The organism is Rhodococcus sp. WY5 (assembly GCF_018588185.1).
GTDB lineage: Bacteria > Actinomycetota > Actinomycetes > Mycobacteriales > Mycobacteriaceae > Rhodococcus_F > Rhodococcus_F qingshengii.
Window position 1 is genome coordinate 2,331,481 of sequence record NZ_JAAMPR010000001.1, and the last position, 26,610, is coordinate 2,358,090.

A 26,610-nucleotide genomic window follows, 5' to 3' on the forward strand; every position below is an offset into this window, starting at 1 on the left:
GCGATGGACAGCACCGATGAGGAGGTGAGCGTGGGACGCAGTCGTGGCAAGGAAATTGCCTTGAATGTGGCTGCGGTCGCCGGGCTCATCTGCATAATCGCCACTCTCGCGTCCCTGATATTCGGGATCAAACCACTGGTGTTTCGCTCGGGTTCGATGGAACCTGCAATTTCCACCGGTGCGCTGGCGCTGGCGAAGACCGTGCCTGCAACTGAATTGGCTGTCGGCGACGTGATCAGCGTCGACAACGACCAAGGCGTGCGCATCACCCACCGCGTGGTCGAACTCGAATCGGCAGGAGCGGACACCGTGCTCGCCACGCTCAAGGGCGATGCCAACAATGTGGCTGATCGACTGCCCTACACCATCACCGAGGCCGACCGAGTGTTCATCAGCGTCGGCGGGCTCGGCTATGTCGTTGCTTGGCTTTCCAGCCCGCTCGCAACCTTCCTTGGCGGCGGATTGGTAGGCGCGGTGCTGGTCATCGCATTTGGACGAACTAAAGACCGGCGTCTGGAGAATGCCCGCGCCGCCACTACAAATGACGCCCGCGTCGATGCTGACGAAACCTGCGGGGAGCTTCAGGAGGCTCATAATGATTGAAATGCGACGGGCTAGCACCCGCATGAAGTCGCTGCGGTCGTTGATCGCTGTCGGCGGCGCTGCTGCAATGGCTTTCGGTCTGGCTCAGACCACTGGGACGTTGGCAAATCCAACTGACGTGGTCAATTCGACTGGCGCACAGGTGGCGACGGGCAACTTCTATCCGACGCCGCTGACCGCAAGTATCGGGTGCTCGACCTCAGGTTCTGTCACGAGCCAGCGTGGAAACCCCTATTGGAGCGCTGTACCCGGGGCAACGGGTTACAAGGTCGAACTGATGAACAGAAGTAACAACACCGTCAAGGACACAAGGACCTTCACCGCTACGCAACTTCAGTGGTCGAGCGTATCTGACTCGGATCGCTCGGGACTTTACATCAGGGTCTACACCATAAATGGCCCGATGACCTCGTCGGGATATACAACCGGCGCCGGCATGTCTTTCAAAGACTGGGTTAGTGGTCGCACCGCGTGCGAGGGTAGTTCGAGCACAAGCAAGCCAAACCAGGCTTGGGAGAACGTCTCCACCTGGGATCCGAGCACCCCGGCGCCGAACGGCGCGAACCCTCTGAGCAGGATGCAGGCCGAAGCGATGGTTGCGACCGAGCCGGAAGCTGTCGAGTCGGAATCGACCACCTCACAAGCTCCGTCGACGAGCGAGACCGCCTCTCCGACAACGCCTACCGAGCCGACGAGCACAACCGAGGCCCCGACCACCACGACGACACCGAACACGACGACACCGAACACGACAACCTCGGCACCGACTACGCCGGGAACCACGTCGCCGGAGACTTCTCCGACAGCGGACCCGAAGCCGGTGCTTACTGACACAGTCGAGAATGGTGGTCTCACCGGAGGCTGGACCGCGGGTGGAAACAAGGTTGCGGTCGTCGACGCCGACGGCAACGAACTCGCAAGCGGCCGTGTCGAATCGGGTTCCACTCTGCACTGGTACAACGGCCAGTTGTGGATTGTGGGGGCAACCGAGGTCTACCGCATCATGGAGTCGCCGCAGGACGGCACGTGGAAGTTCTACAAGGACAGCGGGCAGAACATGCCTGACTTCGGGTAGCGGCTCATCACTCGACCTCTCGACTGTGCCCCCGGGTCTCCGGACCCGGGGGCACGGCCAACAGTTTGTTGATCGGTGCGAGATCGAAATAGTCACGCCATGCCACAATTTTCGAGTCCATGATCTCGAAGATTCCCATGACCGGCAGGACTACGTGTTTGTCGCCGAGGTCGAATCGGTCGGTCCGTTCGTTGAGTACAGTCGCACCGTTGGCGGACTGGTGATGAATCGTGAATTCGATCCCACCGAAGGCCGAAATGAAGCCTTCCAGGAAATTCAGGATCTCGGTGCGTCCGACGATCGGGGCCATCGGAATATTATGGTAGACAGCATCTTCACTGAAGTACGACGCGATTGTCTCGGCGCTACCCATCTTCCACTCGGCGCAGAAAGCAGTGACCAGTTCTTCGGGACTCATGGTGTGACCTCTCGGTGTGGTGAGACGTTCAGGTGCAAACGCTGATGGCGGCGTACGAACATGCTGGGGACCCAACGAGGCGGGAATTCGGGGTCGACTGTGACATGCGCACTGTTTTCGAGAAGTACGGCGATGGCGGTCTTTGCTTCCAGGCGAGCCAGCGCGGCCCCGACACAAAAATGGGCTCCTTTGCCGAATGCGAAATGCGCTCGGGGATTGACTCTGTCGAGGTTCATCACCTGTGGTTCGACGAACGACTCGGGGTCGCGGTTCGCCGAACCCCACAGCAGTATGAGATGACTGCCGGCGGGCAGTGTCATGCCACCGAGTGTCGTGTCCGCGTTGACATGTCGGTGATGTCCGCGAAAGGGTGACTCGAGCCTGAGCGTTTCTTCCAGGAACGCGCCCACGAGTAGAGGGTCCTCGCGCAGCTGCGTCTGAATCTCAGGGCGCTCGGCGAGCAACCGTGCAGAGTTGGCGATCAGTCCGGCGGTCGATTCGCCACCCGCACCGACGAGTTGCACCAACATCAGCACGGCCACGTCTTCGCTGAGTTCGCCTGCGTCACAGCAACGGACGAGGTCTCCGAGTAGATCATCCACCGGGTGAGCCCGTGCCTCACGAAACTTGCTGTAGAGGTACCCGGTGAGTTCGGCCGCCGAGGTGACGACGCCTGTCAACCGTTCTGCGGTCACGATGCCGCTGAGAAGTTCGGTGCTGTCGTACGACCACGCCAGCAATTGGGGGACGTCGTGTGCCGGCAGGCCGATCAGCGTGGCAACCATCTGCAGCGGCAGCGTGTCCGCTACCGACGTGACCCATTCGATCCGTCGACCGTCGAAGCCGTTGTCCCACAACTGCTGCGTGTACTCGGTCATCACCGGCTCGAGTGCTCGTATACGTTTGGCGACCAGTGTCGGCAAGACAAGTTTGCGCTGGTGTTGATGGTCGGGCTCGTCGGCAGTCGCGAGAACGTGAACAGCTTGGCCGCCGCCGTTCATGTCGAAGGTCACGGCCGAACCGTCCGGTGTACGAACCAGCACGCCGGTGAGGTTGTTAGAGAAGTCGTCGGTACGGGAAACGGCTTCGGTGACCAATTCCCACGTGGACACCAGATAGAAGTCGGTATCAGGAATGCGGTACGCGGGGTGCTCGCGCCGGAGTACGTCGTATAGCGGGTACGGGTCGTCGATGTTCGACGGCAGGAAAGGGTTGATGTCGAGCGTCGATGGTGTCACGAAGGGAAGATTTCACGGCCGTCGAGGAGAAGTCAACAGGTGGAAAATGCCTCTGAACTGGCATTTTGAGAAAATCTCACGCACTTCAACCCCCTCGTACTTCTTCCAGGTCAGAGGCTCGCGGCCTTCCGTAGCCTTGAGATTTCTGATTGAATCTGTCTCAGAGTGAGACGAGGTGACGGAGAGTGACCGGTGCAAACGAGCGCCGCGCCGCCGACTGGTTGGCCGGCGGTAACCGCCGTGAACTCGCAACCGAGCGCATCTTCGCGGCTGCGGCAGAGCTGATTCGAGAACAGGGATTCGATCGGTTCAACGCCGACGACGTCGCTGCCCGCGCAGGCTGTTCGAGGGCAACGCTCTACCGCTACGTAGGTGGCAAGTCCGCGATCCGCGAGGGGTTGTTGTCACGAGGCGCGGCATCCGTGGCGAGCCAGGTCGCGACTGCCGTCGAATCACTGCACGGCGACGAGCGCATCGTGGAGTCGATCCTCGTCGCCGTCGACGCGATCAGATCCGACGCTGCCATGAGCCACGGCCTTGCGGCAGCGCGGGCCAACGGAATCGACGAGTATCTCGTGTCCTCGCCGTTGCTCCCGCGTACTGCACTGGAACTTGCAGGATTGGATCCTGAAGGTCAAGAGTCGCAGTGGGTGGTTCGGATCGTGTTGATGCTGTTGGCGTGGCCTCTCGCAGACAGGGCCGCCGAACGACGGATGGTCGAGTCGTTCGTCAGCTCCTGAGGCTCCCGCGTCAGCGAGTGCCCACGGGCCTGTCGCCGACGATCGAGATTCGATCCATCACTCTGCGAGCGGGAAAGTAGTCGCTGGCCGCATAGTGCTGACAAGTTCGGTTGTCCCAGAACGCAATCGTATCCGTCCGCCATTTGAGTCGTACTTGGAATTCGGGGCGATGCACGTGTCGGTAGAGCAGGGTGAGTAGCTCGTTGGACTCGGCTTCGGGCACCCCGACGATCCTCTGAGTGAAGCTGAGATTGACGAAGAGTACCTTCCGCCCGGTCTCGGGGATCACCCGCACCACCGGATGTCGAACGGCAGGGAACTGTGGGCGTAACTTCGCCACTGTTGACGGATCCATGTGCTTGCCGAACGAATTGATCCAATCGTGCTCGGCAACAAGGTTATCGATACGTTCTTTGATGCCCTCCGGGAGTAGTTCGTATGCCGCTCCGGTATCGGCCCACAAGGTATCGCCGCCGACTGACGGAACCTCGACTGCACGCAAGACCGCTGCGAACGAGGGGAATTCGTGCCAGCTGACGTCGTTGTGCCAGTTGTTCTCCACACCGCCGGTCATCGCGTCTTTGGCGAGAGTGACAATGTCGGCTTCACTCTGGCCTGGTTGGGTGTACTTGAAAAACGGATGTTGCTCCAGTGAGCCCCATCGGCTCGCGAAATCTCGGTGTTCGCTGCGTTCGATAGTTTGATCGCGGAAGAAGAGTACTTTCCATTCGAGTAGTGCTCGGCGAAGTTCCGACATCGTCTCGTCCGAGAGTTGTCCGCTCAGGCTGATTCCCGAGATCTCCGCACCGATGGTGGGCGTCGTCGGAGTGAGTGTGAAACGCGTGTACGGCAATACGTCGAATCCCTCGGCGGTGCGTGAGGCCACGAGTGGCCCGTAAGCAGCGAGTGGATCGGTTGCTACCGGGTAGATCTGTCCGCTCACGAATGCCGTCATGTCCGTCATCCTTACTCGTTCGGGTGGGGGTCTTCCGCTACGGTAAGGCTCAATCCTTAACTGTGTCAAGGGTTGGCAAGACGCGTGGTTGCGTTATTGCAAATTAACTTTATGATCTGAATCAGATGGTCGAAGGAAGATTCACGTGATCAGGGTCCTGATCGGTTGAACACTAAACCTGAGGAGTGGGCGAGCATGGAAGCACGTGTCGAGTACACGGAACTATTCATCGGCGGAGAATGGGTGACACCGTCCGGTAGCGGCGTCATCGAGGTGATATCGCCGCATACGGAGAGCGTGATCGGTTCGGTTCCAGCCGCGTCGACGGCAGATGTCGACCGCGCAGTGGAGATCGCGAGGGCGGCATTCGATTCCGGAGTGTGGGCGCAGACGCCCCTCACTGACCGCATTGCGGTGGTCACCCGCATCAAGGACGCGATCCTCGCCAGGAGTGAGGAATTCGCAGCGCTGATCTCGCGGCAGAACGGTGCTCCGGCCAGTTCGGCGATGCGCACGCAGGTATTGGGAGCCGTTGCGGCATACGGCACGGCGTGTGCCGTTGCGGCGCAGTTTCCGTTCGAAGAGTCGCGTGCGGGCGTCGGCGGCCCGATGTTGATCCGTCACGAACCGGTGGGTGTCGTCGCAGCAATCGTTCCGTGGAATGTGCCGCAGTTAGTGATCGCTGCGAAACTTGCTCCGGCACTTCTGAGCGGATGTGCGGTGATCTTGAAACCGGCTCCGGAGACGCCGCTCGATTCGAACTTGCTGGCCGAAATATGTTCACAGGCAGGACTTCCGAAGGGAGTGCTCAGCGTCTTGCCTGCCGACCGGGACGTGAGCGCTCATCTCGTGTCCCACCCCGGAATCGACAAGGTGGCCTTCACCGGGTCGGTGGTAGCAGGTAAGGCGATCATGGCTGCTGCAGCCACGAATCTCACACGAGTGACACTCGAACTCGGTGGCAAGTCGGCTGCGATAGTTCTCGAAGACGCAGATATCGATCAGGCGCTGCCCAACATCCTGGCGGGATCCTTTGCCAACAGTGGTCAAGCTTGCGTCGCGTTGACGCGTATTCTGTTGCCGGTCAGTAGGTATGACGAGATTGCGGAGAAGTTTGCGGCTGCGGTCGCGGTGATGAAAGTTGGTGATCCGACCGATCCGGCGACTGTGATCGGCCCGATGACCAGTGCGGCGCAGCAGCAACGAGTGCTTGACTACATCGGAATCGGTGAGGCAGAGGGTGCGAAGATCTTGACGGGAGGGTCTGTGCCGGAGGGGCTTTCGACAGGCTGGTACGTCGAACCCACGGTCTTCGGCAACGTCGACAACTCCATGCGGATTGCTCGCGAGGAAATCTTCGGGCCGGTCGTCTGCCTGATTGCGTTCGAGGACGAAGCTCACGCGATCGCGATTGCCAACGATTCCGACCTCGGACTCTCGGGAGCGGTCTGGACTGCGGACACTGCGCGCGGCATCGAGGTGGCACGGCAGATCCGGACCGGTACCTTCTCGGTGAACTGCCAACGATTCGACGTCGTTGGTCCCTTCGGCGGTTACAAGAATTCCGGTGTGGGGCGCGAATTCGGCCCTGAAGGTCTGGCGGCGTACCTCGAAGCCAAGAGCATCTTCCTCCCCGCCTGACCCGGCGAAGTCGCAAAAGATTCAGCCCCACTTCGATTGTCGAGGTGGGGCCGAATCAGCTCGTGTCAAATGCCGATGTCCTTAGCGATGATCGTCTTCATCACTTCACTCGAGCCCGCATAGATTCGGTTGACCCGTGTGTCCGCATACAGGCGAGAGATCGGGTACTCACGCATGTAGCCGTATCCACCGTGTAGTTGCAGACATTTGTCGATGACGCGGCCGGCCATCTCGGTGCAGAAGAGCTTGATCCTCGCGGCGTCCGCGACGGTCAACTCACGGATCTCGTCCAGATCGAGTGCGCGGTCGACCGCAGCTTGCGCGGCCGCGACTTCTGCCGAGCATTCGGCCAATACGAATTTCGTGTTCTGGAACTGAGCCACGGGGGCACCGAAGACCTCGCGCTCTTTGACATATTCGGTCGTGAACTCGATTGCTGCGCTGGCATTCGCGTAGGACCCCACGGCGGCGCCGAGTCGTTCCCGGACGAGATTTCGGGTGAGGTAGCCGAAACCAGCACCCTCCTCGCCGAGGAGGTTCTCGATAGGCACGCGGACGTCGGTGAACGAGAGTTCGGCGGTGTCCTGCGCTCTCAGTCCCAACTTCTCGAGCTTGCGACCGACGCCGAAGCCGTCCGACGTGGTGTCGACACAGAGAATCGACAGACCGGCGCGGCGGTTCACTTCGCTCGGCGGACTGGTGCGAGCGACCACGAGAATCAGGTCAGCCTGTACTCCGCCGGTAATGAACGTCTTGGATCCGTTGAGGACGTAGTGGCTGCCGTCGCCGGACAGTCGCGCCGTTGTTTTGATCCCGGCAAGGTCTGAACCGGCGCCAGGCTCGGTCATCGCGATGGCGGTCATCAGTTCGCCGGAGAGGAAACCGGGAAGCCATCGCGCTTTCTGTTCGTCGTTGCCGTACTCCACCAGATAAGGCAGGACCAGGCACGTATGGACGACGTCGGCGCCGAACGTGACCCCTGCCCGTGCGGTCTCCTCGCGGATCACGGCCTGATACTTGAAGCTCGCCTCGCCGCCGCCGCCGTACTCCTCGGGCAGTTCGATTCCGAATATTCCGAGGTCACCCAACTGTCTATACAGTGATCGAGGAACCATGCCGGCTTCCTCCCATTCTGGAAAGTGTGGGACGACCTCACGGGCGATGAACGTCCGAATCATGTGACGGAACGTATCGTGATCGCTGTTGTAGACGGTTCGTTGCACGCGATTCTCCTTGGGCTCGGTACCCTGAAGTCAGGTATCCGGTTCTGCGGTGAGGTAAGGTTCTCTAACCAGATGTTGAGAGAAAATTGCGGAATGAGCTGTTGTTTTACAGCAATAAGTGAATAATAACTCATAGGTACGCGTTTGACGATGCAACCCAGGTTGTTCGAGTTCCGGTTGTCGCGAAGGAGAGAGTCACGATGGTCGTACGTAGGCCCCACGACCGTAAGCAGCAAATTCTTGCTGCTGCAGGCGAACTTTTCCGTGAGCACGGGTATCACAATGTGTCCGTTGCGCAGGTCGCTGCGGCAGTCGGAATCACGGCCCCGGCCCTCTATCGGCACTTCAAGAACAAGCCGGATCTGCTTTACGCAGCGGTCAACGCAGGTATCGAATCTCTCTACGATCGAGTCGCCGGGTCCGAGGATCTGAAATCGCTGATCGCGGAGCTTGCGGCGTCGGTGTCTCGTCGTCGAGGGCTCTCTCTCCTGTGGCAACGCGAAGCTCGCTACCTACCCGACGAGCAACGGGAGGAAATGCGCGCGACGCTCAAGAGCGCTGCCGCACGCGATGCTGCGCTGATCAGAACGGAACGTCCCGAGCTCGACGAAGAAGACAGCTATCTGCTCGCCTGGGCTCTCATTGCCGTCTTCAACAGCGTGTCCTCGCATCGGGTGTCACTACCGAGACGTCAGATGGAACTGCTGCTGGCAGAGTTGGCGGAGCGGGCGGTGCATACGGAACTCGGTCACTCCGAGGTGAAGATGGAGACGCCGACCGGTCACGTTCCGGTGGCGATGCCGAGACGTGAACTCTTGTTGATCGAAGCCATTCGTCTGTTCGATGAGCGTGGGTATCAGGCGGTCAACACCGAGGACATCGGTGAGGCTGCCGGAACCACGGGCCCCAATGTGTACAACCACTTCGATGCCAAGATCGACCTACTGATCGCGGCGGTCTCGAGAGGCGGCGAGCGGCGCCGGATCGGTGTCGCGCAGGCGCTCGCTGCGGCAACCGGGCCGGAGGACGCGTTGTCCGGATTGCTTGCGGCACATATTGATTTCGCGATCAACGAGCGTCATCTGATCGGGTTGTTGATCAGTGAACTCGACCAATTGCCGGACAAGTTCCGCCGCACGTGTGAACAGAATCAGCGTGAGTACGTCGCGTTGTGGGTCAAGATGCTCGACGACGTTCGTCCGGGACTGGAACCCGCGACGGCCAGAATCACCGTCAATGCTGCTCTGACGGTTGTGGAGAACGCCGTGCGTATCGGCCGACTACGTCGTCGTGACGACCTGCCTGAGCGCCTGTTCGAGATCGGCTCCGCCGTCTTGCTGGCCAGTTAGCCGCGCAATCAGCCGGGTACTGTTGGCAGACAGCCATATTCAAGATGGTATACATTTTTGCATACGTTCCTCAAGAACCTAGTCGATGAATTCAACTGATCGGAGACGTCCATGCGTTTCGACGCAACAGAGCTGACGATCGAGGAACTCGAACTTCAGGCAGAAGTACGGGAATACCTCGACAAGCGGCTCACCCCCGGTAGCTATCCACTTGGACTCGGGATGTCGGGGGCGGTGGATCCGGTGTTCTCGCGAGATCTCGGTAGCCGTGGGTGGCTCGGCATGTCGCTGCCGAAGGAATACGGTGGGGGCGGACGGTCAGCAGTGGATCGATTGGTCGTCGTGGAAGAACTTCTCGCGCGGGGAGCACCGGTCGGGTATCACTGGATCGGGGACAGACAGTCGGGTCCGAGCATCGCCGCCAACGGCACGGAAGAACAGAAGCGGTACTTCCTTCCCGGTATCGCGAGCGGTGAGTTCTCGTTCTCGATCGGGATGAGTGAGCCCGACTCGGGGTCGGACCTGGCATCAGTGCGCACTCGCGCCGAACGTGTCGATGGTGGCTGGAAAGTCAACGGCACCAAGATCTGGACCACCGGCGCCTTCCACGCCACACACATACTCGCCCTGCTTCGAACCTCGGCAGACAAGCACAACGGACTCACTCAGCTGATCGTCGATCGCGACAGCGAGGGCCTGACCGTCTCACCCATTCCGTTCATCGACGGTAGTGAGGACTTCTGCGAGGTGTCGTTCCAGGATGTTTTCGTGCCGGATTCGCGTCGCCTCGGAGACGTCGGAGCGGGCTGGGGACAAAACACCGGCGAACTCGCACTCGAGCGAGGTGGCGTCGACCGTTGGATGTCGCTGATGCCGGTCCTCGAGAACTGGGCGGCCAACCAAGCAGCGCAAGGAGGTCCAGCTGCCCTCGTCGATCTGGGCTCGATTACCGCACGCTGCTGGGCTTTTCGCGGGATGTCGCTGTCCATCGCACGGATGGTCGACGCCGGTCGCTCGCCGGTCACAGAGGCCGCGCTGATCAAGGAGATGGCTACACGCTTCGAACAGGACTGTGTTGCGACCGTCGCGCGGCACCTCGGCCGGGCGCCAGACCTTGCATCCGACGATCCGTACGAATCACTGCTTGCCCGGGCCGTGCTGGTGGCGCCGTCGTGGTCGATTCGCGGCGGCACCAACGAAATTCTCCGCACCGTGATCATGAAAGGGTTGAACCGATGAATTCGGGGTCAGAGATCAACGCGCACACATTCGACGCCGACCTCGAAGCGATGGTCGAGCAATTTTTCGCCGAGAAGTCCGGCACCGAGGTGGTAGCGGAGGCCGAGAGCGACGGTCTGCCAACCGGATTATGGTACGCGGCAGTGGAACTGGGGCTGCCGCTGGTCGGTCTTCCCGAATCTGCAGGTGGTTCCGGTGGCTCGCTCCTCGACGCCGTTACTGTGCAGCGCGCTGCCGCGAGGCACGCTGCGCCGTTGCCCCTCGCCGAGACGTACCTTGCCGGCAGACTGGCAGCAGCGGCTGGGCTACCGGTGCCCTCCGGAATCGCAACCGTCGCGCCGAGATCGCAGCGCGACGATGCGCGTCGGACCAGCAACGGCCTGGTATCGGGAACCTTTCACGATGTGCCGTGGGGGAGCGCCGCGTCAGTGCTGGCGGCAGTTCTCGGTAATCGAGTTGTACTCCTGAACATCTCTGACGCCGAGATCGGTTCCGGGACGGACTTTGCGGGGCAACCGCGTCAGAGCCTGACGTTCTCCGAAGCGCGGACCGTCGACGGTGGCAACCCGGTCGATCCCCGGATCCTCGGTAGACTCGGCGCCTTCCTGCGATCGGTGCAGATGGCGGGAGCCATGGAGGCGGTGTCGACGCTGACCCGGCGCTACGTGTCGGAGCGGGTGCAGTTCGGCAGGCCCATCGCGCAATTCCAAGCCGTCCAGCAGCACATCGTCACCCTCGCTCAGATGGCATCGATGTCCACGCTGGCCGTGGATCGCACTGCGTATGCGCTCACCAGTCGCGACGCCGACTTCGAAGTGTGTGCAACCAAATTGGTGGTTTCGCAAAATGCGCTCGCGAGCGTGCGCGCCGCCCACCAGGCGCACGGTGCGATCGGCATGACCCGCGAATACCGCTTGCAACAACTCACGCGTTGACTGCATGCCTGGAGATCGGAGTTCGGGGACGAGATCGCGCTTGCGAAGCAACTCGGAACGGCCGTCGCGGCAATGCCTTCCCTGCCCCGCTTGATCACCGACCCTCAACCGACCTTGGAGCTGAAATCATGACCGACGCCGTGTACCTGGAAATCGACGGACACGTAGGAACCATCGAGTTCTCACGTCCGCCCGCCAATTACTTCGATCAGGCACTCCTGCAGCAGATCGCCGATGCGGCAGACGATCTCGTCAACGGTGGAGATATTCGAGCGATCGTTCTCGCATCGGCAGGCAAACACTTCTGCGCCGGCGCGAACTTCGGTGAGGGCGGACTGGGGCCCGATCGTGCCGACACGGTACGCACGATCTACACAGAGGCATTGCGGTTGTTCGAGATTCCGGTTCCCGTGATTGCGGCAGTGCAGGGATCCGCGGTGGGTGGTGGGCTCGGCCTCGCCTGCGCGGCGGACTTTCGCGTTGCCGGGCCCTCGACGCGTTTGCACGCGAACTTCGCTGCGTTGGGGTTTCATCAGGGATTCGGGCTCAGCGTCACCTTGCCCCGAATCGTCTCGGCACAATGCGCAGCCGATCTGCTGTACACGGCGCGGCGGCTGACCGGCACACAGGCGCACGAACTCGGCTTGGTGGACCGTCTGGCCGAGGATGCGAACATTCGGCAGGAGGCGCTCGCGTACGCACACGAAATTGCCTCGAGCGCACCGTTGGCCGTCCGCTCCATGAAGGCGACGTTGCGCGCAGGGCTGCGGGACGAGGTCGCCACTGTGCTCGAGCGAGAGTTGGCGGAGCAGGTTGTTCTGTGGGGGACCGAAGACTGCGTCGCCGGCATCGAGGCCAACCTCGCACGAGTGCAACCGCAGTTCAAAGCGAGGTGAGGTCGACGCGACCACTATCGTGTCCACCGTGAAGGAACCAACCGGTGCACAACGCTGCCTGCAACAGATCCGGCAGATGATCGTCTCGGGCGAGCTGTTGCCTGGACAGAAGGTTCACCAAAGCGAGCTCGCCGAGCGGTTGAACGTGAGCAGAATTCCGGTCCGCGAGGCACTTTCGACCCTGCAGGCAGAGGGGGTCCTCGAACACAAGTCCAACACCGGGTACACCGTCGCCAGATTCAGCAGTGAAGATCTTTCAGAGCTCTACCTGATGCGACGTCTGCTCGAAACGGAGATCCTGGCGTCGATCGATCTCGGTGGCGTCGACGTCGCCGAGTTGGAAGGAATCCAGGAGCGGGTCTACCAGGCCGAACCGAGCGAGGAGGGACCCGAGTTTCAGGAAGCCAACCGTCAGTTCCACTTCCGCCTGTTCTCGTATTCGCCCCTGAAGCGCGTGCTGCAGGAAGTGGATCGGCTCTGGTATATGTCGGACTTCTACCGCGCCCTGTACATTCACGAACCGTCGTCGAGGCGGCAGGTTTCCGAGGACCACGGCAGGATTCTCCAGGCCGTCCGGGATCAGGATTCGGCCGAACTGATTCGCGCCAGCGACGAACACCGATCTGCTACCGAAGCTCTGGTAGTGAGAAGGCTCGGCCGTGGCCAACCTCGCTGAACCCTGACGAAAGAGCGAACAGTTGCGCGGTATCCGTAGAACTCTCGGATACCGCGCAACTGTAGTCGTGTGAGGGACGAACGCTCAGGGCGCCAGACTGTCACGAAGTTCGTTCTTACGGATCTTCCCCGTCTGGGTCGACGGCAACTCGTCGAGTACGTATACGTCACGTATCTTCTGGTACGGAGCAACCTGCGTGGCAACGTGCTCCATGATCTCGGTGGCAATCTGCTCGACCCGATCGACTGACTCCGAGTCGACCACGACGAAGGCCACCGGAATCTCCCCGGCCAGTTGGTCGGGGGCGCCGACTACAGCCGCCTGCAATACGTCGGGGTGCGAGCACACCAACTCTTCGAGTGGCTGCGGGTAGACGTTGTACCCCTTGTAGATGATCAAGTCCTTGGAGCGCCCACCGATGAACAGGTTGCCCTGCTCGTCACGCCAACCCATGTCTCCGGTATGAAGCCAACCGCCGATGAACTGGCCGGCGCTGAGTTCCGGTTCGTTGTGATATCCGTCGGCGATCTGCGGACCTCGGGCCCAGATCTGACCGGTCTCGCCCGCTGCCAGTACAGCTTCGGTGACTTCGTCGCGGATCTGAATCTCGGTGTCGGGGAAGGGGAGGCCGACGCTCCCCAACGGGGTGGGGCGTTCTTCGCACGGTGAACCCATCGTCAGACCCATTGTTGCTTCGCTGAGCCCGTAGCCTTCGGTGACGAGTGCGTTCGGAAAGACCCCTCGCAGTGTACGGATCGCCGTCGTGTCGAGTGGGGCTGCTCCGGATCCGAGAATCCGAACCGAACCCAGATCGTGCTCACGCAGGGTTCGTGCGCGTAGCAACGCGTAGTACATGGTGGGAGACCCGCCGATGTACGTCACTCGATACCTGTCGACGTCGGCGAGAAATCGGTCCGGATCGAAGCGCGTCCCGAGTACCACCGTGCCACCGAGCAAGGTGGTGAAGTTGTGACTGACCAGACCGAGTCCGTGAAACAGCGGCGCGATCGAGATCGACGCGCCCTCACCCGGAACGATGGAGTAACGCGTCAACGCGCCGTCGATCGGCCGAACGAGAAGTGCCCCGTCGACTAGTTCGGTTCGATGACCGGAGCGCCAACAGGCGGATTGGAGCACGTTGGCCACGAGATTCCGGTGCAGCACTCGTACGGCCTTGGACTTTCCGGTTGTGCCGCCGGTCAATTGCAGGTGAGCAACAAGTTCGGGATCCACCCGGTAGTCGGCCAGCGGTTTCGACGAGGCGAGGTCTGTGATGGAGGTGAGACCTTCGCAATGGCCGGACTGCGCGCCGGCTCCCGGAACCAGTACCAGGATGCGAGGCGGTGTGGACAGTGCGTTGACCTCGATTGCCGTTGCAGCACAAGATGGATGGGTGAAGACGACCTTGGCGTCGACGTCGTCTAGTTGGCGCTTCAATTCGGCCACGGGCTGGGCCGGATTTATCGGAGCCACTGCTGCTCCGGCGCACAGTGCGCCGTAGTACGCGACAATGAACCAGATCGAGTTCGGCATGTGCAGTCCCACGGCGTCACCCGGCTGGACACCGCGCTCCCGCAGGCCCTGCGCTACGCGCAGCGCTTGATCACGCAATTGCGAGTAGGTCAGTGACGTGTCGCCGTCGACGAGCGCGAGGCGGTCCGGGTACGAGCGGGCCGCTCCGGCCAGGATCGCATCGGCACCACAGTCGGGATATTCCAAGCTGCGGGGCAGCCCGAGTGGCCAACTCGAACTCATGTCAGGGCTCTGGATCTCTGTAGCCGTCATCTCAGATCAGCTCGAGAATCGTGGCATTGGCCATTCCGCCGCCTTCGCACATGGACTGCAATCCGTAGCGGATGCCGTTCTCTCGCATGTGATGTACCAGAGTGGTCATCAGACGTGCGCCGGAACCGCCGATCGGATGACCCAGTGCCATCGCGCCACCGTTTGGGTTCATGCGTTCGTAATCGGCGCCGGTCTCACGGAGCCACGCGAGCGACACCGAGGCAAAAGCCTCGTTGATCTCGAATGCGCCGATGTCACCGATCGAGAGACCGGACTTTGCAAGAGCTTTCGCCGTAGCCGGAATCGGACCCTCGAGCATGGTGACCGGATCCGTACCGGTGACCACCGCGGTGTGAATACGCGCGATGGGTGTCCAACCCTGAGACCTCGCGAACTCGCTGGTGGTCACGAGCAGCGCGCCGGAACCGTCGGAGATCTGCGACGAATTACCAGCGGTAATCGAACCATCCTCGGAAAAAGCAGGTTTGAGCGATCCGAGTTTTTCGAGGGTGCCACCGCGGCGCACACCCTCGTCCTTCTCGAAGACACTGCTGCGGCCGTCGGCGTCGGTCACCGTCACAGCAGTGATCTGATCCTTGAAGCGACCTTCGTCGACGGCGGCGGCGGCGCGCTCGTGCGAATCCAGCGCATGCTGATCCAGTTCGGCTCGCGAGATGCCGTACTTTTCGGCAATCATCTGGGCGCCCACGCCCTGGTTGAATCGGATACCGTTGTAGCGCTCCCAGACAAGCGGCCCGTGCGGCTCACCGAAACGTGCGTCCGCACGCGCGGAGCCCATCGGTACAGCGCTCATCATCTCGACGCCGCCCGCGATCGCGACGTCGTACTGGCCGGAGATCACGCCGGCAGCCGCCTGGTGAACTGCCTGCTGAGACGACCCGCACTGGCGATCGACGGTAACCCCGGGCACATGTTCGGGCCAACCGGCCGCCAGGACCGAAGACCGGGCGATGCAACCGGACTGCATCCCGAGCGTGCCGACGCAGCCCCAGATCACGTCGTCCACGAGCGCCGGATCGAGATCTACTCGATCGGCCAAGGCCTCGAGAACATGTGCAGACAGTGAGACTGCATGCATTCGGGAAAGTGCACCGTTTCGTTTACCGACTGCGGTCCGGACGGCGTCGACGATGACTGCGTCACGCATGGGAACTCCTTCGATCGTTCGTGTGACTGGGAAGATCTGGCTCTGGTCTCTACAGACCCATGTCCTTGGCGATGATCGTCTTCATGACTTCGCTTGTACCGCCGTAGATGCGGCTCACACGAGTGTCCGCGTACAGGCGTGCGATCGGGTACTCGAGCATGTAGCCGTAGCCGCCGTGCAATTGCAGGCACTTGTCGATCACGCGCGCGGCGACCTCGGTACCGAACAGCTTGATGCGCGCCGCGTCGGCGGCAGTGAGTTCGCCTGAATCGTCGAGTTCGATGCCGCGATCGGCGAGTGCTTGCGCGGCCTCGACCTCGGCAGAGCACTCGGCGAGAACGAACTTGGTGTTCTGGAACGCTGCGACGGGCTTGCCGAACACCTGGCGTTCCTGGACGTATGCCTTCGCGAATTCGATTGCAGCACGGGCAGATGCCACGCCACGACTGCCGATCGAGAGGCGCTCACGCGGCAGGTTCTGCCCCAGGTACGAGAACCCCTTGTCCTGCTCGCCGAGGAGATCGGCAACCGGAACCTTGACGTCGGTGAATGAAAGCTCGCTGGTGTCACTGGCGCGCAGGCCGAGTTTCTCGAGTTTGCGACCGTATTCGAAGCCGGGTGCGTCGGTGGGAACCACCATCAAGCTCAGGCCGAAGCGGCGGTCGTCCTCTGCAGGCGCGGACGTGCGTGCAACCACCACGCACAGTTCGGAATTGACCGCTCCCGTGATGAATGTCTTCGCCCCGTTCAGCACGTAGTGCGTGCCGTCTTCGGAGAGCTTGGCAGTGGTACGGATGCCGGCCAGATCGGAACCGGTGCCGGGTTCGGTCATGGCGATGCACAGCGTCTTCTCGCCGGTGGCGATCGACGGGAGCCAGCGCTGCTTCTGTTCTTCGTTCGCCAGACGCAAGAGGTACGGCAGGACGATGCCTGTACTGACCGTGTAGTGGCCGAAGCTCACCGCCGCGCGCGAGGTTTCCTCGTCCATCACCGCTTGGAACTTGTAGCTGATCGTGCCGGTTCCGCCGTACTCCTCGGGGATGTCGAAACCCATGACACCGAGATCGCCGAGCTTGTTGAACAACTCTCGTGGGACGCGGTTGTCACGTTCCCAGTCTGCGTAGAACGGAGTGACCTCCTTGGCGATGAACGTGCGGATCGTTTCGCGGAAGTCCTCGTGCTCTTGGGTGAAGAGGTTGCGCTTCATCTCGTTCTGCTTTCTCGTGGAGGGTTAGTTGACCGCGACGACTGCGGAACCGCGCAGTGTCACGGTGCCGTCGGGCAGCGTCATGGTGAGATCGAGGTGACCGAGGCCGTCTTCGACCTTGACGACCGTGCCGGTGCACTGCGGCGTCGAGTTCACCGGGGTGATCGCGGAAAACCGGACAGAGAAGGAACGGATGCGCTCCTGCTCGTAGTTATCGGTGAGAAGTCGTCCGAGGTACGCCATGGACAACATGCCGTGGGCGAAGACGTCGGGAATACCAACTGCCGCACAGGCATCCATGTCGATATGGACGGGATTGTGGTCACCCGAAGCCCCGGCGTACAGAGCCAGTGTGGTGCGAGTGATCTTCGGGACCGTCAGGTCCAGGGTGTCTCCGGTATCCATCTCAGCTCACCTTTTCGTAGAGGGTGACGACTCCGGCACCGCCGAGGCCGAGGTTGTGCTGCAGAGCGAGGGTTGCACCGTCCACCTGACGTGGACCGGCGTCGCCGCGAAGCTGCCATACCAACTCCGTGCATTGGGCGAGACCGGTGGCACCGAGTGGGTGGCCCTTGGACAGAAGGCCGCCGGACGGGTTGACCACCACTCGTCCGCCGTAGGTGTTGTCGCCGCTGAGGATGAACTGCTCTGCGCCGCCCTCTTCCACGAGTCCGAGAGCCTCGTAGCAGAGCACCTCGTTCACCGTGAAGCAGTCGTGAAGCTCGACGACCTTGATATCGCGGGGGTCGACGCCCGAGGCCTCGTAGACGTTGTGAGCCGCCGAAGCGGTGACGTCGTAGCCGACGGCCTTGATCATGCTTCCTTCGTTGAAAGTGCTGGGTAGATCGGACGTCATCGACTGCGCCTTGATCGCGACGTCTGTGCGGAGTCCGTTGGCGCGGGCGAACTCTTCGGAGCAAATGATCGCTGCTGCGGCGCCACATGTGGGTGGGCACGCCTGGTATCGAGTGACCGGGCCGAAGAGTGTCGGCGCTGCCATCACTTCTTCTTCGGTGAGTTGTGTGCGGAACACCGAGTACGGGTTGTCGGCCGAGTGCTTGCGTGCCTTGACCTGGACCTTGGCGAAGGTTTCGGCCCTCATGCCGAACTTCTCCATGTATTCGATACCCGCCACACCGAAGTACTGCGCAGCCCGCGGAACTGATGTGTCGATCCCGGCGGCAGCCTCGAGGACCTCGTCGAAGCGGCCGAGCGGACGCGGGCGATCAGTCCAGGCGCCTTTGAGGGCTCCGGGCTGCATCTGCTCGAAGCCAAGCGCCAGAGCACATTCCACTGCGCCACTTTCGACTGCCTGACGGGCCAGCCAGAGTGCAGTCGAACCGGTGGCGCAGTTGTTGTTGACATTGATCACCGGGATGCCGGTCTCGCCGAGGTTGTACAGCGCTCGCTGGCCGCTCGTGGAATCGCCGTACACATACCCGACATAGGCCTGCTGAACCTTCGAGTACTCGAGGCCCGCATCCTTCAACGCCGCTGTGGCCGCTCTTGCGCCCATGACGTCGTAGTCGTCACTCTTACCTGGTTTGGTGAACGGGATCATGCCGACCCCGGCTACAAATGCTCTGCGGCTCATAGTTTCTCCGAATGATCGAGGGGAGCGGTGTCAGACTCGTCCGCCGTCGACAACCAGGCACTGGCTGTTGACGTAGTCGGACTCCGGTGTGCAGAGCAGGTAAACGGCGCCTGCGGCTTCAACCGGAGTTGCTCCACGGCCGAAGGGGATGGTGGTTGCCATGGCTGCCATGCGGTCGGGATTGACTCCGACACGGATGTCGCGGCCGTCGATCGTGATCTTGGTGTCGGAATCGGCAGTCACCTCGGTCATTCGGGTGACGACGAAGCCGAAGGCGACAGCGTTGACGTTGACCTTGTAACGGCCCCACTCCTTGGCCAGCGTTTTGGTGAGACCGACGACGGCGGCTTTTGCACTGCCGTAATTGGATTGTCCTGCATTGCCGAAGACACCCGAGGTGGACGAAACGTTGACGACCTTGCGGTGGTAGCCGGTGGGATTGGCTTTGACGAACGGCTGAGCGGCACGCAGGATCCGGAACGGTGCCTTGAGGTTGACGTCGAGGATGGTGTCCCACTGCTCGTCGGTCATCTTCTGGATCACACTGTCCCAGGTGTAACCGGCGTTGTTGACGATGACGTCGAGTCCACCGAACGATTCGACAGCAGTGTCCACGAAGCGTTCTGCAAATCCGTCCTCGGCAACGGAGCCGATGCACGAGACGGCCTGTCCGCCTGCGGCCTTGATGTCATGTTCAGTCTGAGCGGCGGGCTCGGGATCGAGGTCGTTGACCACTACCGAGGCGCCTTCGGAGGCGAGCTTGAGAGCGATTTCGCGGCCGATGCCGCGGCCCGAGCCCGAGACGATGGCAACCTTGCCGTCGAGTGTTCCCATGATGCGATCCTTTTCGGTTTCAGCGTGTGGCGGTGACTACGCCGATTTCGGCGAGCACTTCGTCGGTGTGTTGACCGATGACGGGTGCGGGACGCGGGTCATCGGCCGGTGTATCGGAGTAGCGAGGAGCTGGATTCGGTTGGATGTGCCCGTCGCCGAACTTGCCGAACGTGGCACGGAAGGCGTTGTGCGGGTGTGCCGCTGCTTCGTTGAAATTCAACACCGGGGAGACGCAGGCACCCTGCATGTCGAATGCAGAGTCCCATTCGTCGCGGGTACGGGTCGCGAACAATTCGGCGAGTCGGTCAGCCATTGCCGGCCACGCATCTCTGTTGTGCTGTTGTGCGAACAGTGGATCCTCGGTCAGACCGAGCACTCTCATGGTTGCGGCGTAGAACTGTGGCTCCACGCAACCCACAGCCATGAATCCGCCGTCGGCGCAACGATAGTTCCGGTAGAAGGGAGCGCCGCCGTCGAACATGTTCGATGCCCGCTCGTCAACCCAGCGATCACGCGCGAGTAGCCCGTGGATCAAGGCCAACTGGAGGGCGGTGCCGTCGGTCATCGCCGCGTCGACCACTTGTCCGCGGCCGTCGATTCGTGCTCGCAGCATGGCGGTCGTGATACCGAGTGCCAGCAGCATTCCGCCACCGCCCATGTCTCCGACCAGATTGAGCGGAACCGGAGGGACATCCCCGGGGGCTCCCATGGCCCCGAGTGCGCCGGTAAGAGCGATGTAGTTGAGATCGTGGCCTGGTTCATGCGCCAGCGGCCCATCCTGGCCCCACCCGGTCATCCGGCCGTACACGAGCTTCGGGTTCCTGGCCAGGCAGGTGTCCGGGCCGAGCCCCAGACGCTCGGTGACTCCCGGCCGGAAGCCCTCGATGACCGCGTCGGCGGTGTCGATGATCTTCAAGACGGTGTCGACGTCGTGCGGATCCTTGAGATCGAGGGCTACCGAACGCCGGTTGCGATGCAGCACAGGATGTCCGGACTGGTTTCCGGCCTCGGTGCTACGGTCGATCCGGATCACGTCGGCGCCTTGATCGGCAAGTAGCATTCCGCAGAACGGGCCGGGACCGATACCGCCGAGTTCGACGATGCGAAGGCCCGCGAGCGGACCGCTTGGACTGGCGTCAGTCGTCATGGAAATAGGCATCTTTCGCTGGTAGGGAGACTAGCGCGAGCCGGCATCGACGGTCAGGCACTGTCCGCTGACGTAGTCGGTGTCCTGCGTGCAGAGCACGTACACAGCGCCGGCAGCTTCTGTGGGAGTACCTGGACGGCCGAGCGGGTTGGACGTCTTGACTCGTTCCATGACAGCGGCGCTGACACCGGCCTTGATCTTGCGGCCACCGATCTCGACAAACGAATCGTCGCCGGCAACCGCTTCGGTCATGCGAGTCAGGATGAACCCGTAGGCAACCGCGTTGACGTTGACCTTGTAGCGACCCCACTCTTTGGCGAGAGTCTTTGTCAGACCGACGATTCCGGCCTTGGCAGCTGCGTAGTTGGACTGTCCGGGGTTTCCGTAGAGGCCGGCCACCGAAGAGACGTTGACGACCTTGCGGTGGTAGTCGGTAGGGTTGGCCTTGATGTAAGGCTGGGCGGCCCGAAGAATGCGGAAAGGCGCCTTCAGATGGACGTCGAGAATGGTGTCCCACTGCTCGTCGGTCATCTTCTGGATGACGGTGTCCCAGGTGTATCCGGCATTGTTGACAATGATGTCCAGTCCGTCGAATGCATCGATCGCGGTGCCGACAAAACGTTCTGCGAAATCGTCGTCCGTCACAGATCCGACGCAAGCGATTGCGTGTCCACCGGCGGCCTTGATGTCTTCGACCGTTTCGTGGGCAGGTTCGGGATCGAGGTCGTTGACCACTACGGATGCGCCTTCGGAAGCGAGGCGGAGTGCGATGTCACGGCCGATACCGCGGCCGGAACCGGATACGATGGCGACCTTGCCGTCGAGAGTGCCCATGTTCAATGTCCTTGCAGTCTAGGTTGAATGAGTGTTTCAAGCTCGGGGATCACGGATGACCGTGGTGGAGCGAAGGGTTGCTATCGCTTCTCCGTCACGTGACACCTCGGTGGTGCGAACCAGGAACTGCAGTGCACCACCCTTTTTCGCGTAGCAATCCGTGACCGCAGTGGAGAAATGGAGGGTGTCACCTGCGTAAGCGGTCTGGAGATAGGTGAACTCCTGCTCGCCGTGCAGGATCGTCCGGATGTCGATTCCGAGATCTGCGTAGAACGTGGACGGATTCGGCCGCTCCATGTCGAGGCAGAACAAGAACGTCGGCGGGACGGGGATGTCGCGGTGTCCGGCCTGCTCGGCGGCGCTCCGATCGGTGTAGATCGGGTCGTCCTGACCGGTGGCACGGGCGAAGAAGGCGAGCCGTCCGCGCTCGACCTCCACCGAGTGTTCGGGAATTCGGGTGCCGATGACTCCGGCGTCGAGGCTGGTCATGACAAACTCCTCGGAATCTGGGCGAAAGTGTCCGCCAGCTGATGAATGAGTTTCGAATCGCGGTTAGCGCATATTCACTTTGGCCGAGATAGGTGCAGTTGTCAAGGAATTTGAAAATTCCCTGCAAGTGATGGATGGTTCCCGAGCCTGACTGGGAGATTGGCTACTCCGGCGCTGCGGCCAACGCGCGCAGATCGCGTTTGAGTACCTTGCCGGCACCGTTGACCGGCAACGCGTCGACAAACTGGAAGGTGCGAGGAACTTTGTACCCGGCGATGAGGGTCTTCACATGTGCGCGCAGTGCGTCGGCGTCGACGTTCGATTCCGCTCGAAGAACTACTACGGCGTGCACGCGTTCTCCCCATCGGGAATCGGGTAATCCGATGACAGAGCACGCTGCCACGGATTCGTGCCGAGCCAAGGCGTTTTCGACCTCGGTGGAGTACACGTTCTCGCCGCCGGTGACGATCATGTCCTTGATGCGATCGACGATGAACAGGTAACCACGCTCGTCGAGGTATCCAGCATCGCCTGTATGCATCCATCCGTCGCGTAGTACCTCGGCGGTCTCGGTCGGTTTGTTCCAGTATCCGAGCATGATGTGACTGCCGAACGTGACGATTTCGCCAATCTCTCCCGGAGACAGTTCCGTTCCGGTCGGATCGACGATCCGGACTTCGCAGTGCGGGAGAATGCGACCGGCGCTTCGGAGCAACTCGCCGCCTTCGAGGTGGTCGGCGGGGCTGAGAACACTGATGTGGGCGGTTTCCGTCATCCCGTAGCCCTGCGCGAAGGCGCTGTTGGGGAACATGTGCATGACTTGCCGCAGGAGCGTCGGAGAAATGGGGGATGCACCGTATCTCAGGACCCGAACACTGGTCAGATCGTAGGAAGTCGTGTCCTCGTGCGAGATCAACATCTGGAGCATCGTCGGGACCAGGCCGACAGTCGTCGGCCGATGGCGGTCGACTGCTTCGAGGAATACGCCCGGACTGAATCGCGACAGGAAGACCTGAGTGCCGCCCATCAACGACTGGGCCAACCATCCGACTATCCCGGCGATGTGGAACAGAGGGTTGACCGCGAGGTTCACTCCGCCGCTGACGGCGACATTTCCCGCGGCGAGTGTGCCCAGAGCCGAAGTGATCAGAGATTGATGGCTGACCATCACACCCTTCGGCACGCCCGTCGTGCCGCCGGTGTAGAGAAGAAGCGCCAAGGTCTCGCCACCGACGCGTAGATCGGCAACGGGAGTCGATTCCGAGATCACCAGTTCGTAGTCGAGCATTCCTTCGGGAACCTGTCCTTCGCCGCAGTAGATCACGGTTGCCAGACTCGAGCACGATTCGCGAAGGGCGATCGCGATGGAAGCGAAGTTGTCGTCGACCAGTAGGAAGGTCGAGCCGGAATCCTCGAGCGCGTACGTGATTTCCGATGGGCTCCAACGAGTATTGACGGGACTGGCCACTGCTCCCGACCACCAACAGGCGATCAGCGCCTCGTGGTACCAGTCCGAGTTCAATGCCAGAATCGCGACGCGATCGCCGGGTTGCAAACCCATCGCCTGCATTCCGCCCGCCAGCTTCGTGATTCGTTCGACCGATTGTCGGCAGCTTCGGACTCGATCTCCGAACACTGTCATCGGGGTTTCCGGGGCTGCTCGCATGGATCGGTGAACGAATTGAGTTAGTTGCATGTGCTTCCTCCAAGGAGTCCGGGGCGCGTGGCCTGATTCAGATCAGTTCCAGGATCATGGCATTGGCCTGACCGCCAGCCTCGCACATCGACTGCAATCCGTACCGAATGCCGTTGTCGCGCATGTGGTGTACGAGGGTCGTCGTCAGACGTGCGCCCGAACCGCCGAGAGGATGACCGAGTGCCATCGCGCCGCCGAGAGGGTTGAGCTTGGCATAGTCGGCGCCGGTCGCCTGCAGCCAAGCCAGAGTGACCGAAGCGAAAGCCTCGTTGATCTCGAATGCCCCGATGTCGGACAGTGACAGTCCCGCACGCTCGAGCGCCTTGGCGGTGGCCGGGATGGGGCCGGTAGCCATGGTTATGGGATCGACGCCTGCTAATGCCACGGTGTGGACTCGGGCGATCGGCTTCCACCCTCTGCGTGCCGCCAATGCGCTACTGGTGACCAACAGCGCAGCGGCGCCGTCGGAGATCTGTGACGAGTTGGCAGCGGTGATACGTCCCTCGTCCTTGAACGGTGTGGGGAGTGCGCCCAATCGCGCGAGAGTCGACCCGCGCCGGACGCCCTCATCGGTGTCGACGACGGATACCGTGCCGTCCTCGGCCGTCGTCTTGACCGGGCTGATCTGATTCTCGAAGGCGCCCGAGTCGATGGCGGCGGCTGCTCGCTCGTGAGAGTCGAGTGCATGCTGATCCAGTTGGGTTCTGGTCAACCCGAAGTTCTCGGCGATCATTTCTGCGCCCACACCCTGGTTGAACTCCACTCCGTTGTATCGCTGGCGGACCAGCGGGCCGAACGGCTTGCCGAACTGGGTGGCGCTGCGTGCGGAGCCGATGGGGACGCGGCTCATGCTTTCGACGCCGCCGGCGACGGCGATGTCGTAGTGGCCACTGATGATTCCGGCCGCAGCGAAATGCAAGGACTGCTGCGAGGATCCGCATGCCCGATCCACCGTCACACCGGTGACCGATTCGGGCCAGCCCGCGGCCAGTACGGCGTATCGGCCGACGCCGCCGGCTTGCTCACCGACCTGGCTGACGCAGCCCCACAAGACGTCGTCGACTGTGCTCGGGTCGAGGTCGTTGCGTTCGGTGAGGGCGCGAAGGACATGTGCGGACAGGTCGACCGGGTGGACCCCGGACAGCCCTCCGTTCCGCTTTCCGACCGGTGTGCGAACTGCGTCGACGATGACGGCGTCGTTCATGGCGTGCTCCTTCGTTACCGACTTCGAGGTCGGCATCTTCGTGTGGGATGTGCGTAAGTGAATATGCGCTAACTATGGAATCGATAGCGACCAGATTTGATACTTGCCATTTCATCAAGTTATGGCAAATTCACATTATCTACCGAATTGCTTGCTGGGAAGCGATTTCAGTGGTTGAATTCTGCTCAGTTCACGATGTGATGCCCATCACCGACCCGGTCGTCTCGGGAGTCGAAGGCAAAGCCGTGGCGAATCTTCCCTTACCATTTCAAGGAGATTTAGTGGTACTCGAACAGCAGGTGAACCGGCCTCGGGCCAAGCTCGGAGAAGCAGGCGAATCCAGGACAGTGGCCTGGGGGATGACCAGCGTGCTGGTCGCCATGTATGTCATCAACTTTGCCGACAAAGCAGTCCTCGGCATCATCGCTCAGCCCTTGGCCAAGGAGTTGGGACTCTCCGCCTCCGACATCGGTCTGACCGGTAGTGCCTTTTTTCTGATGCTCTCGCTCGGTGGCTTGTTCTCGGGCGCTCTCGACAAGTGGCTCGGACTGCGCTGGGCGCTCGTCCTGCTGGTGGTCCTGTGGTCCGTGGCGATGTTGCCGCTCATTCTTTCGGCCAGCTTCGTGACCCTGCTGGTGAGTCGAATGATTCTCGGCTTCGCCGAAGGGCCGAACTCGCCCCTGCTGTTCTCCGCCGCGTACTCCTGGCATGCGCCGGCGCGGCGCGGGCTGCCAGGAGCAGTTCTGACTTGCTCGGCATCGATCGCGAAGATTGCGATCGCGCCCATTCTCGCGTACGTCGCGGTCACCTGGGGCTGGCGCTCTGCGCTGGTCGCATTGGCGATCGCGGGGGTCTTGTGGGCTGCGCTGTGGCTGGCGGTGTGGAAGGAGGGTCCGTACGGACGAACTGGCAACTCGGGTAAGGCCGATGATGCCGACTCGAGCCCTGACGGCTCGGATCGCGAAACGGCATCGGCGCCCGTGACTGACGCTGAGCCGGCTGTGCCTTGGTTGCACATCTTCCGCACCCGCACCTTCATCGGCGGTGTTCTGCTCATTGCAGCCGCCTATGCACTGGCAGCGGTAGTCCTCACCTGGTTGCCGTCGTACTTCGAACTGGGCCTCGGTTATTCGCGCCTCCAGGCTGGATCGATGTTCTCCATCCCCAGCCTCATCGGCCTTGCGATCATGTTGAGCAGCACGTGGCTCAGCGACAGGCTCATCACCAAAGGCGTCAGCATGCGGGCTGCTCGGGTGGTCTTTCCTGCGGTCGGCATGCTGATCGGCGGTACGATGTTGGTCTTCCTGCCGTTCGTCAGTACGCCTGTCATGGCTGTGTTCATGGTGTCCTTGGGCTACGCGATATGCACTCCGGTACTACCGCTTCTCAATGCCTGTGTGAGCGAATTGTGCCCGCCGAAGCAAATTTCCGGGGTACTCGGGGTGTTCTTGTCGCTCATGGCATTCGGTGGTTTCATCGCGCCGTACATGATGGGACGCATCGTCGACGCGGCCGGCGACGGTGGCGACGGCTACGCAACCGCCTTCCAGATCCTCGGTGGGGTTGCGCTCGTCGTGGCCGTTGTCGGCATCGTCATCATCGACCCTGCCCGTGACAAGAACTTGGTGCGCCCCAACGCTCCCGTTGTTGCTGCCAGATAGGCC

General features: G+C 61.6%; 26 protein-coding genes. 10 read left to right on the top strand and 16 right to left on the bottom strand.

Going from position 1 to position 26,610, the window contains the following annotated elements; translation table 11 throughout:
* Positions 1 to 3 precede the first annotated feature (3 nt).
* On the top strand, positions 4 to 603 hold the full coding sequence (locus tag G4D79_RS10850) for a signal peptidase I (RefSeq protein WP_042453547.1): 600 nt from the start codon (positions 4 to 6) through the stop codon (positions 601 to 603).
* Between the two features lie 384 nt (positions 604 to 987).
* On the opposite strand, the gene G4D79_RS34490 is transcribed toward G4D79_RS10850, so the two are convergent.
* A complete protein-coding gene (locus tag G4D79_RS34490; protein ID WP_225320133.1) occupies positions 988 to 1,437 on the bottom strand; it encodes a hypothetical protein in 450 nt (149 codons plus the stop codon).
* Here G4D79_RS34490 and G4D79_RS34495 point away from each other — a divergent pair.
* Positions 1,424 to 1,678: a hypothetical protein gene (locus G4D79_RS34495; RefSeq protein WP_225320132.1), complete on the top strand. Its 255-nt coding sequence runs from the start codon at positions 1,424 to 1,426 to the stop codon at positions 1,676 to 1,678. The two genes, G4D79_RS34490 and G4D79_RS34495, sit on opposite strands and share 14 nt — an antisense overlap.
* Before the next feature lie 7 nt (positions 1,679 to 1,685).
* Here the strand turns inward: G4D79_RS34495 and G4D79_RS10860 are convergent, their stop codons facing one another.
* Together G4D79_RS10860 and G4D79_RS10865 are read right to left on the bottom strand one after the other, a co-directional pair.
* Positions 1,686 to 2,096 carry a limonene-1,2-epoxide hydrolase family protein gene (locus G4D79_RS10860; RefSeq protein ID WP_099697560.1) on the bottom strand — a complete coding sequence of 137 codons (411 nt, stop codon included), beginning with the start codon at positions 2,094 to 2,096 and terminating at the stop codon, positions 1,686 to 1,688.
* The gene (locus tag G4D79_RS10865; RefSeq protein ID WP_099697561.1) at positions 2,093 to 3,334 is read right to left on the bottom strand and encodes a cytochrome P450; all 1,242 of its coding nucleotides are present in this window, start codon (positions 3,332 to 3,334) and stop codon (positions 2,093 to 2,095) included. Before G4D79_RS10865 ends, G4D79_RS10860 begins: the two co-directional genes overlap by 4 nt.
* A gap of 185 nt (positions 3,335 to 3,519) precedes the next feature.
* Here G4D79_RS10865 and G4D79_RS10870 point away from each other — a divergent pair, with 185 nt between their 5' ends.
* On the top strand, positions 3,520 to 4,074 hold the full coding sequence (locus tag G4D79_RS10870) for a TetR/AcrR family transcriptional regulator (protein ID WP_099697562.1): 555 nt from the start codon (positions 3,520 to 3,522) through the stop codon (positions 4,072 to 4,074).
* A gap of 10 nt (positions 4,075 to 4,084) precedes the next feature.
* On the opposite strand, the gene G4D79_RS10875 is transcribed toward G4D79_RS10870, so the two are convergent.
* Positions 4,085 to 5,038, bottom strand: a complete 954-nt coding sequence (locus tag G4D79_RS10875; RefSeq protein WP_081305339.1) for a TauD/TfdA family dioxygenase — start codon at positions 5,036 to 5,038, stop codon at positions 4,085 to 4,087.
* A gap of 186 nt (positions 5,039 to 5,224) precedes the next feature.
* On the opposite strand from G4D79_RS10875, the gene G4D79_RS10880 reads away from it, so the two are divergent.
* Entirely contained in the window at positions 5,225 to 6,670 is a 1,446-nt protein-coding gene (locus G4D79_RS10880; RefSeq protein ID WP_065455231.1) for an aldehyde dehydrogenase, read from the top strand.
* A 65-nt stretch (positions 6,671 to 6,735) separates the two neighbouring features.
* On the opposite strand, the gene G4D79_RS10885 is transcribed toward G4D79_RS10880, so the two are convergent.
* Positions 6,736 to 7,893, bottom strand: coding sequence for an acyl-CoA dehydrogenase family protein (locus G4D79_RS10885; RefSeq protein WP_054827919.1), 1,158 nt, complete (start codon positions 7,891 to 7,893; stop codon positions 6,736 to 6,738).
* Between the two features lie 200 nt (positions 7,894 to 8,093).
* Between G4D79_RS10885 and G4D79_RS10890 the strand changes: the two genes are divergently transcribed.
* From G4D79_RS10890 to G4D79_RS10910, 5 genes are all read left to right on the top strand, one after another.
* The gene (locus G4D79_RS10890; RefSeq protein WP_180279585.1) at positions 8,094 to 9,242 is read left to right on the top strand and encodes a TetR/AcrR family transcriptional regulator; all 1,149 of its coding nucleotides are present in this window, start codon (positions 8,094 to 8,096) and stop codon (positions 9,240 to 9,242) included.
* A 111-nt stretch (positions 9,243 to 9,353) separates the two neighbouring features.
* Complete coding sequence (locus tag G4D79_RS10895; RefSeq protein WP_099697564.1) at positions 9,354 to 10,481, top strand: acyl-CoA dehydrogenase family protein; 1,128 nt, start codon at positions 9,354 to 9,356, stop codon at positions 10,479 to 10,481.
* On the top strand, positions 10,478 to 11,416 hold the full coding sequence (locus tag G4D79_RS10900) for an acyl-CoA dehydrogenase (RefSeq protein ID WP_250887516.1): 939 nt from the start codon (positions 10,478 to 10,480) through the stop codon (positions 11,414 to 11,416). The genes G4D79_RS10895 and G4D79_RS10900 overlap by 4 nt, the downstream gene beginning before the upstream one ends.
* A 128-nt stretch (positions 11,417 to 11,544) precedes the next feature.
* On the top strand, positions 11,545 to 12,312 hold the full coding sequence (locus G4D79_RS10905) for an enoyl-CoA hydratase/isomerase family protein (RefSeq protein WP_003940516.1): 768 nt from the start codon (positions 11,545 to 11,547) through the stop codon (positions 12,310 to 12,312).
* Between the two features lie 28 nt (positions 12,313 to 12,340).
* Positions 12,341 to 12,988, top strand: a complete 648-nt coding sequence (locus G4D79_RS10910) for a GntR family transcriptional regulator (protein ID WP_225320131.1) — start codon at positions 12,341 to 12,343, stop codon at positions 12,986 to 12,988.
* Between the two features lie 84 nt (positions 12,989 to 13,072).
* Here G4D79_RS10910 and G4D79_RS10915 read toward each other — a convergent pair whose 3' ends face one another.
* The 11 genes from G4D79_RS10915 to G4D79_RS10965 all read right to left on the bottom strand — a co-directional run bounded on the left by G4D79_RS10915 (position 13,073) and on the right by G4D79_RS10965 (position 24,946).
* Positions 13,073 to 14,743, bottom strand: coding sequence for a class I adenylate-forming enzyme family protein (locus tag G4D79_RS10915; protein WP_166502614.1), 1,671 nt, complete (start codon positions 14,741 to 14,743; stop codon positions 13,073 to 13,075).
* A gap of 31 nt (positions 14,744 to 14,774) precedes the next feature.
* Complete coding sequence (locus tag G4D79_RS10920; RefSeq protein WP_099697567.1) at positions 14,775 to 15,941, bottom strand: thiolase family protein; 1,167 nt, start codon at positions 15,939 to 15,941, stop codon at positions 14,775 to 14,777.
* Positions 15,942 to 15,990: 49 nt separating this feature from the next.
* On the bottom strand, positions 15,991 to 17,148 hold the full coding sequence (locus G4D79_RS10925; protein ID WP_054825171.1) for an acyl-CoA dehydrogenase family protein: 1,158 nt from the start codon (positions 17,146 to 17,148) through the stop codon (positions 15,991 to 15,993).
* A 24-nt stretch (positions 17,149 to 17,172) separates the two neighbouring features.
* Positions 17,173 to 17,553 carry a MaoC/PaaZ C-terminal domain-containing protein gene (locus tag G4D79_RS10930; protein WP_054827133.1) on the bottom strand — a complete coding sequence of 127 codons (381 nt, stop codon included), beginning with the start codon at positions 17,551 to 17,553 and terminating at the stop codon, positions 17,173 to 17,175.
* Position 17,554: 1 nt separating this feature from the next.
* Positions 17,555 to 18,742 (bottom strand): lipid-transfer protein, encoded by a 1,188-nt coding sequence (locus G4D79_RS10935; protein ID WP_065455237.1) that lies wholly within the window; start codon positions 18,740 to 18,742, stop codon positions 17,555 to 17,557.
* A 30-nt stretch (positions 18,743 to 18,772) separates the two neighbouring features.
* Positions 18,773 to 19,576, bottom strand: a complete 804-nt coding sequence (locus tag G4D79_RS10940; protein WP_003940160.1) for an SDR family NAD(P)-dependent oxidoreductase — start codon at positions 19,574 to 19,576, stop codon at positions 18,773 to 18,775.
* 19 nt (positions 19,577 to 19,595) lie between these two features.
* Positions 19,596 to 20,723 (bottom strand): CaiB/BaiF CoA-transferase family protein, encoded by a 1,128-nt coding sequence (locus G4D79_RS10945; RefSeq protein ID WP_099697573.1) that lies wholly within the window; start codon positions 20,721 to 20,723, stop codon positions 19,596 to 19,598.
* 30 nt (positions 20,724 to 20,753) lie between these two features.
* Entirely contained in the window at positions 20,754 to 21,557 is an 804-nt protein-coding gene (locus G4D79_RS10950; RefSeq protein WP_099697568.1) for an SDR family NAD(P)-dependent oxidoreductase, read from the bottom strand.
* Between the two features lie 36 nt (positions 21,558 to 21,593).
* Entirely contained in the window at positions 21,594 to 22,046 is a 453-nt protein-coding gene (locus G4D79_RS10955; protein ID WP_054827131.1) for a MaoC family dehydratase N-terminal domain-containing protein, read from the bottom strand.
* A gap of 163 nt (positions 22,047 to 22,209) precedes the next feature.
* A complete protein-coding gene (locus G4D79_RS10960) occupies positions 22,210 to 23,742 on the bottom strand; it encodes a long-chain fatty acid--CoA ligase (RefSeq protein ID WP_065455239.1) in 1,533 nt (510 codons plus the stop codon).
* Positions 23,743 to 23,779: 37 nt separating this feature from the next.
* Positions 23,780 to 24,946 carry a thiolase family protein gene (locus G4D79_RS10965; protein WP_065455240.1) on the bottom strand — a complete coding sequence of 389 codons (1,167 nt, stop codon included), beginning with the start codon at positions 24,944 to 24,946 and terminating at the stop codon, positions 23,780 to 23,782.
* 299 nt (positions 24,947 to 25,245) lie between these two features.
* Here G4D79_RS10965 and G4D79_RS10970 point away from each other — a divergent pair, with 299 nt between their 5' ends.
* Entirely contained in the window at positions 25,246 to 26,607 is a 1,362-nt protein-coding gene (locus G4D79_RS10970; RefSeq protein WP_050793956.1) for an MFS transporter, read from the top strand.
* The last annotated feature ends 3 nt before the right edge of the window (positions 26,608 to 26,610 follow it).

Bases quoted from the DNA above. Each gene is read 5' to 3' on its own strand.
- G4D79_RS10850 (WP_042453547.1), top strand. From the start codon at position 4: ATGGACAGCACCGATGAGGAGGTGAGCGTGGGACGCAGTCGTGGCAAG.
- G4D79_RS10860 (WP_099697560.1), bottom strand. From the start codon at position 2,096: ATGAGTCCCGAAGAACTGGTCACTGCTTTCTGCGCCGAGTGGAAGATG.
- G4D79_RS10875 (WP_081305339.1), bottom strand. From the start codon at position 5,038: ATGACGGACATGACGGCATTCGTGAGCGGACAGATCTACCCGGTAGCA.
- G4D79_RS10880 (WP_065455231.1), top strand. From the start codon at position 5,225: ATGGAAGCACGTGTCGAGTACACGGAACTATTCATCGGCGGAGAATGG.
- G4D79_RS10890 (WP_180279585.1), top strand. From the start codon at position 8,094: ATGGTCGTACGTAGGCCCCACGACCGTAAGCAGCAAATTCTTGCTGCT.
- G4D79_RS10895 (WP_099697564.1), top strand. From the start codon at position 9,354: ATGCGTTTCGACGCAACAGAGCTGACGATCGAGGAACTCGAACTTCAG.
- G4D79_RS10900 (WP_250887516.1), top strand. From the start codon at position 10,478: ATGAATTCGGGGTCAGAGATCAACGCGCACACATTCGACGCCGACCTC.
- G4D79_RS10905 (WP_003940516.1), top strand. From the start codon at position 11,545: ATGACCGACGCCGTGTACCTGGAAATCGACGGACACGTAGGAACCATC.
- G4D79_RS10915 (WP_166502614.1), bottom strand. From the start codon at position 14,743: ATGAGTTCGAGTTGGCCACTCGGGCTGCCCCGCAGCTTGGAATATCCC.
- G4D79_RS10920 (WP_099697567.1), bottom strand. From the start codon at position 15,941: ATGCGTGACGCAGTCATCGTCGACGCCGTCCGGACCGCAGTCGGTAAA.
- G4D79_RS10925 (WP_054825171.1), bottom strand. From the start codon at position 17,148: ATGAAGCGCAACCTCTTCACCCAAGAGCACGAGGACTTCCGCGAAACG.
- G4D79_RS10930 (WP_054827133.1), bottom strand. From the start codon at position 17,553: ATGGATACCGGAGACACCCTGGACCTGACGGTCCCGAAGATCACTCGC.
- G4D79_RS10935 (WP_065455237.1), bottom strand. From the start codon at position 18,742: ATGAGCCGCAGAGCATTTGTAGCCGGGGTCGGCATGATCCCGTTCACC.
- G4D79_RS10940 (WP_003940160.1), bottom strand. From the start codon at position 19,576: ATGGGAACACTCGACGGCAAGGTTGCCATCGTCTCGGGCTCGGGCCGC.
- G4D79_RS10945 (WP_099697573.1), bottom strand. From the start codon at position 20,723: ATGACGACTGACGCCAGTCCAAGCGGTCCGCTCGCGGGCCTTCGCATC.
- G4D79_RS10950 (WP_099697568.1), bottom strand. From the start codon at position 21,557: ATGGGCACTCTCGACGGCAAGGTCGCCATCGTATCCGGTTCCGGCCGC.
- G4D79_RS10955 (WP_054827131.1), bottom strand. From the start codon at position 22,046: ATGACCAGCCTCGACGCCGGAGTCATCGGCACCCGAATTCCCGAACAC.
- G4D79_RS10960 (WP_065455239.1), bottom strand. From the start codon at position 23,742: ATGCAACTAACTCAATTCGTTCACCGATCCATGCGAGCAGCCCCGGAA.
- G4D79_RS10965 (WP_065455240.1), bottom strand. From the start codon at position 24,946: ATGAACGACGCCGTCATCGTCGACGCAGTTCGCACACCGGTCGGAAAG.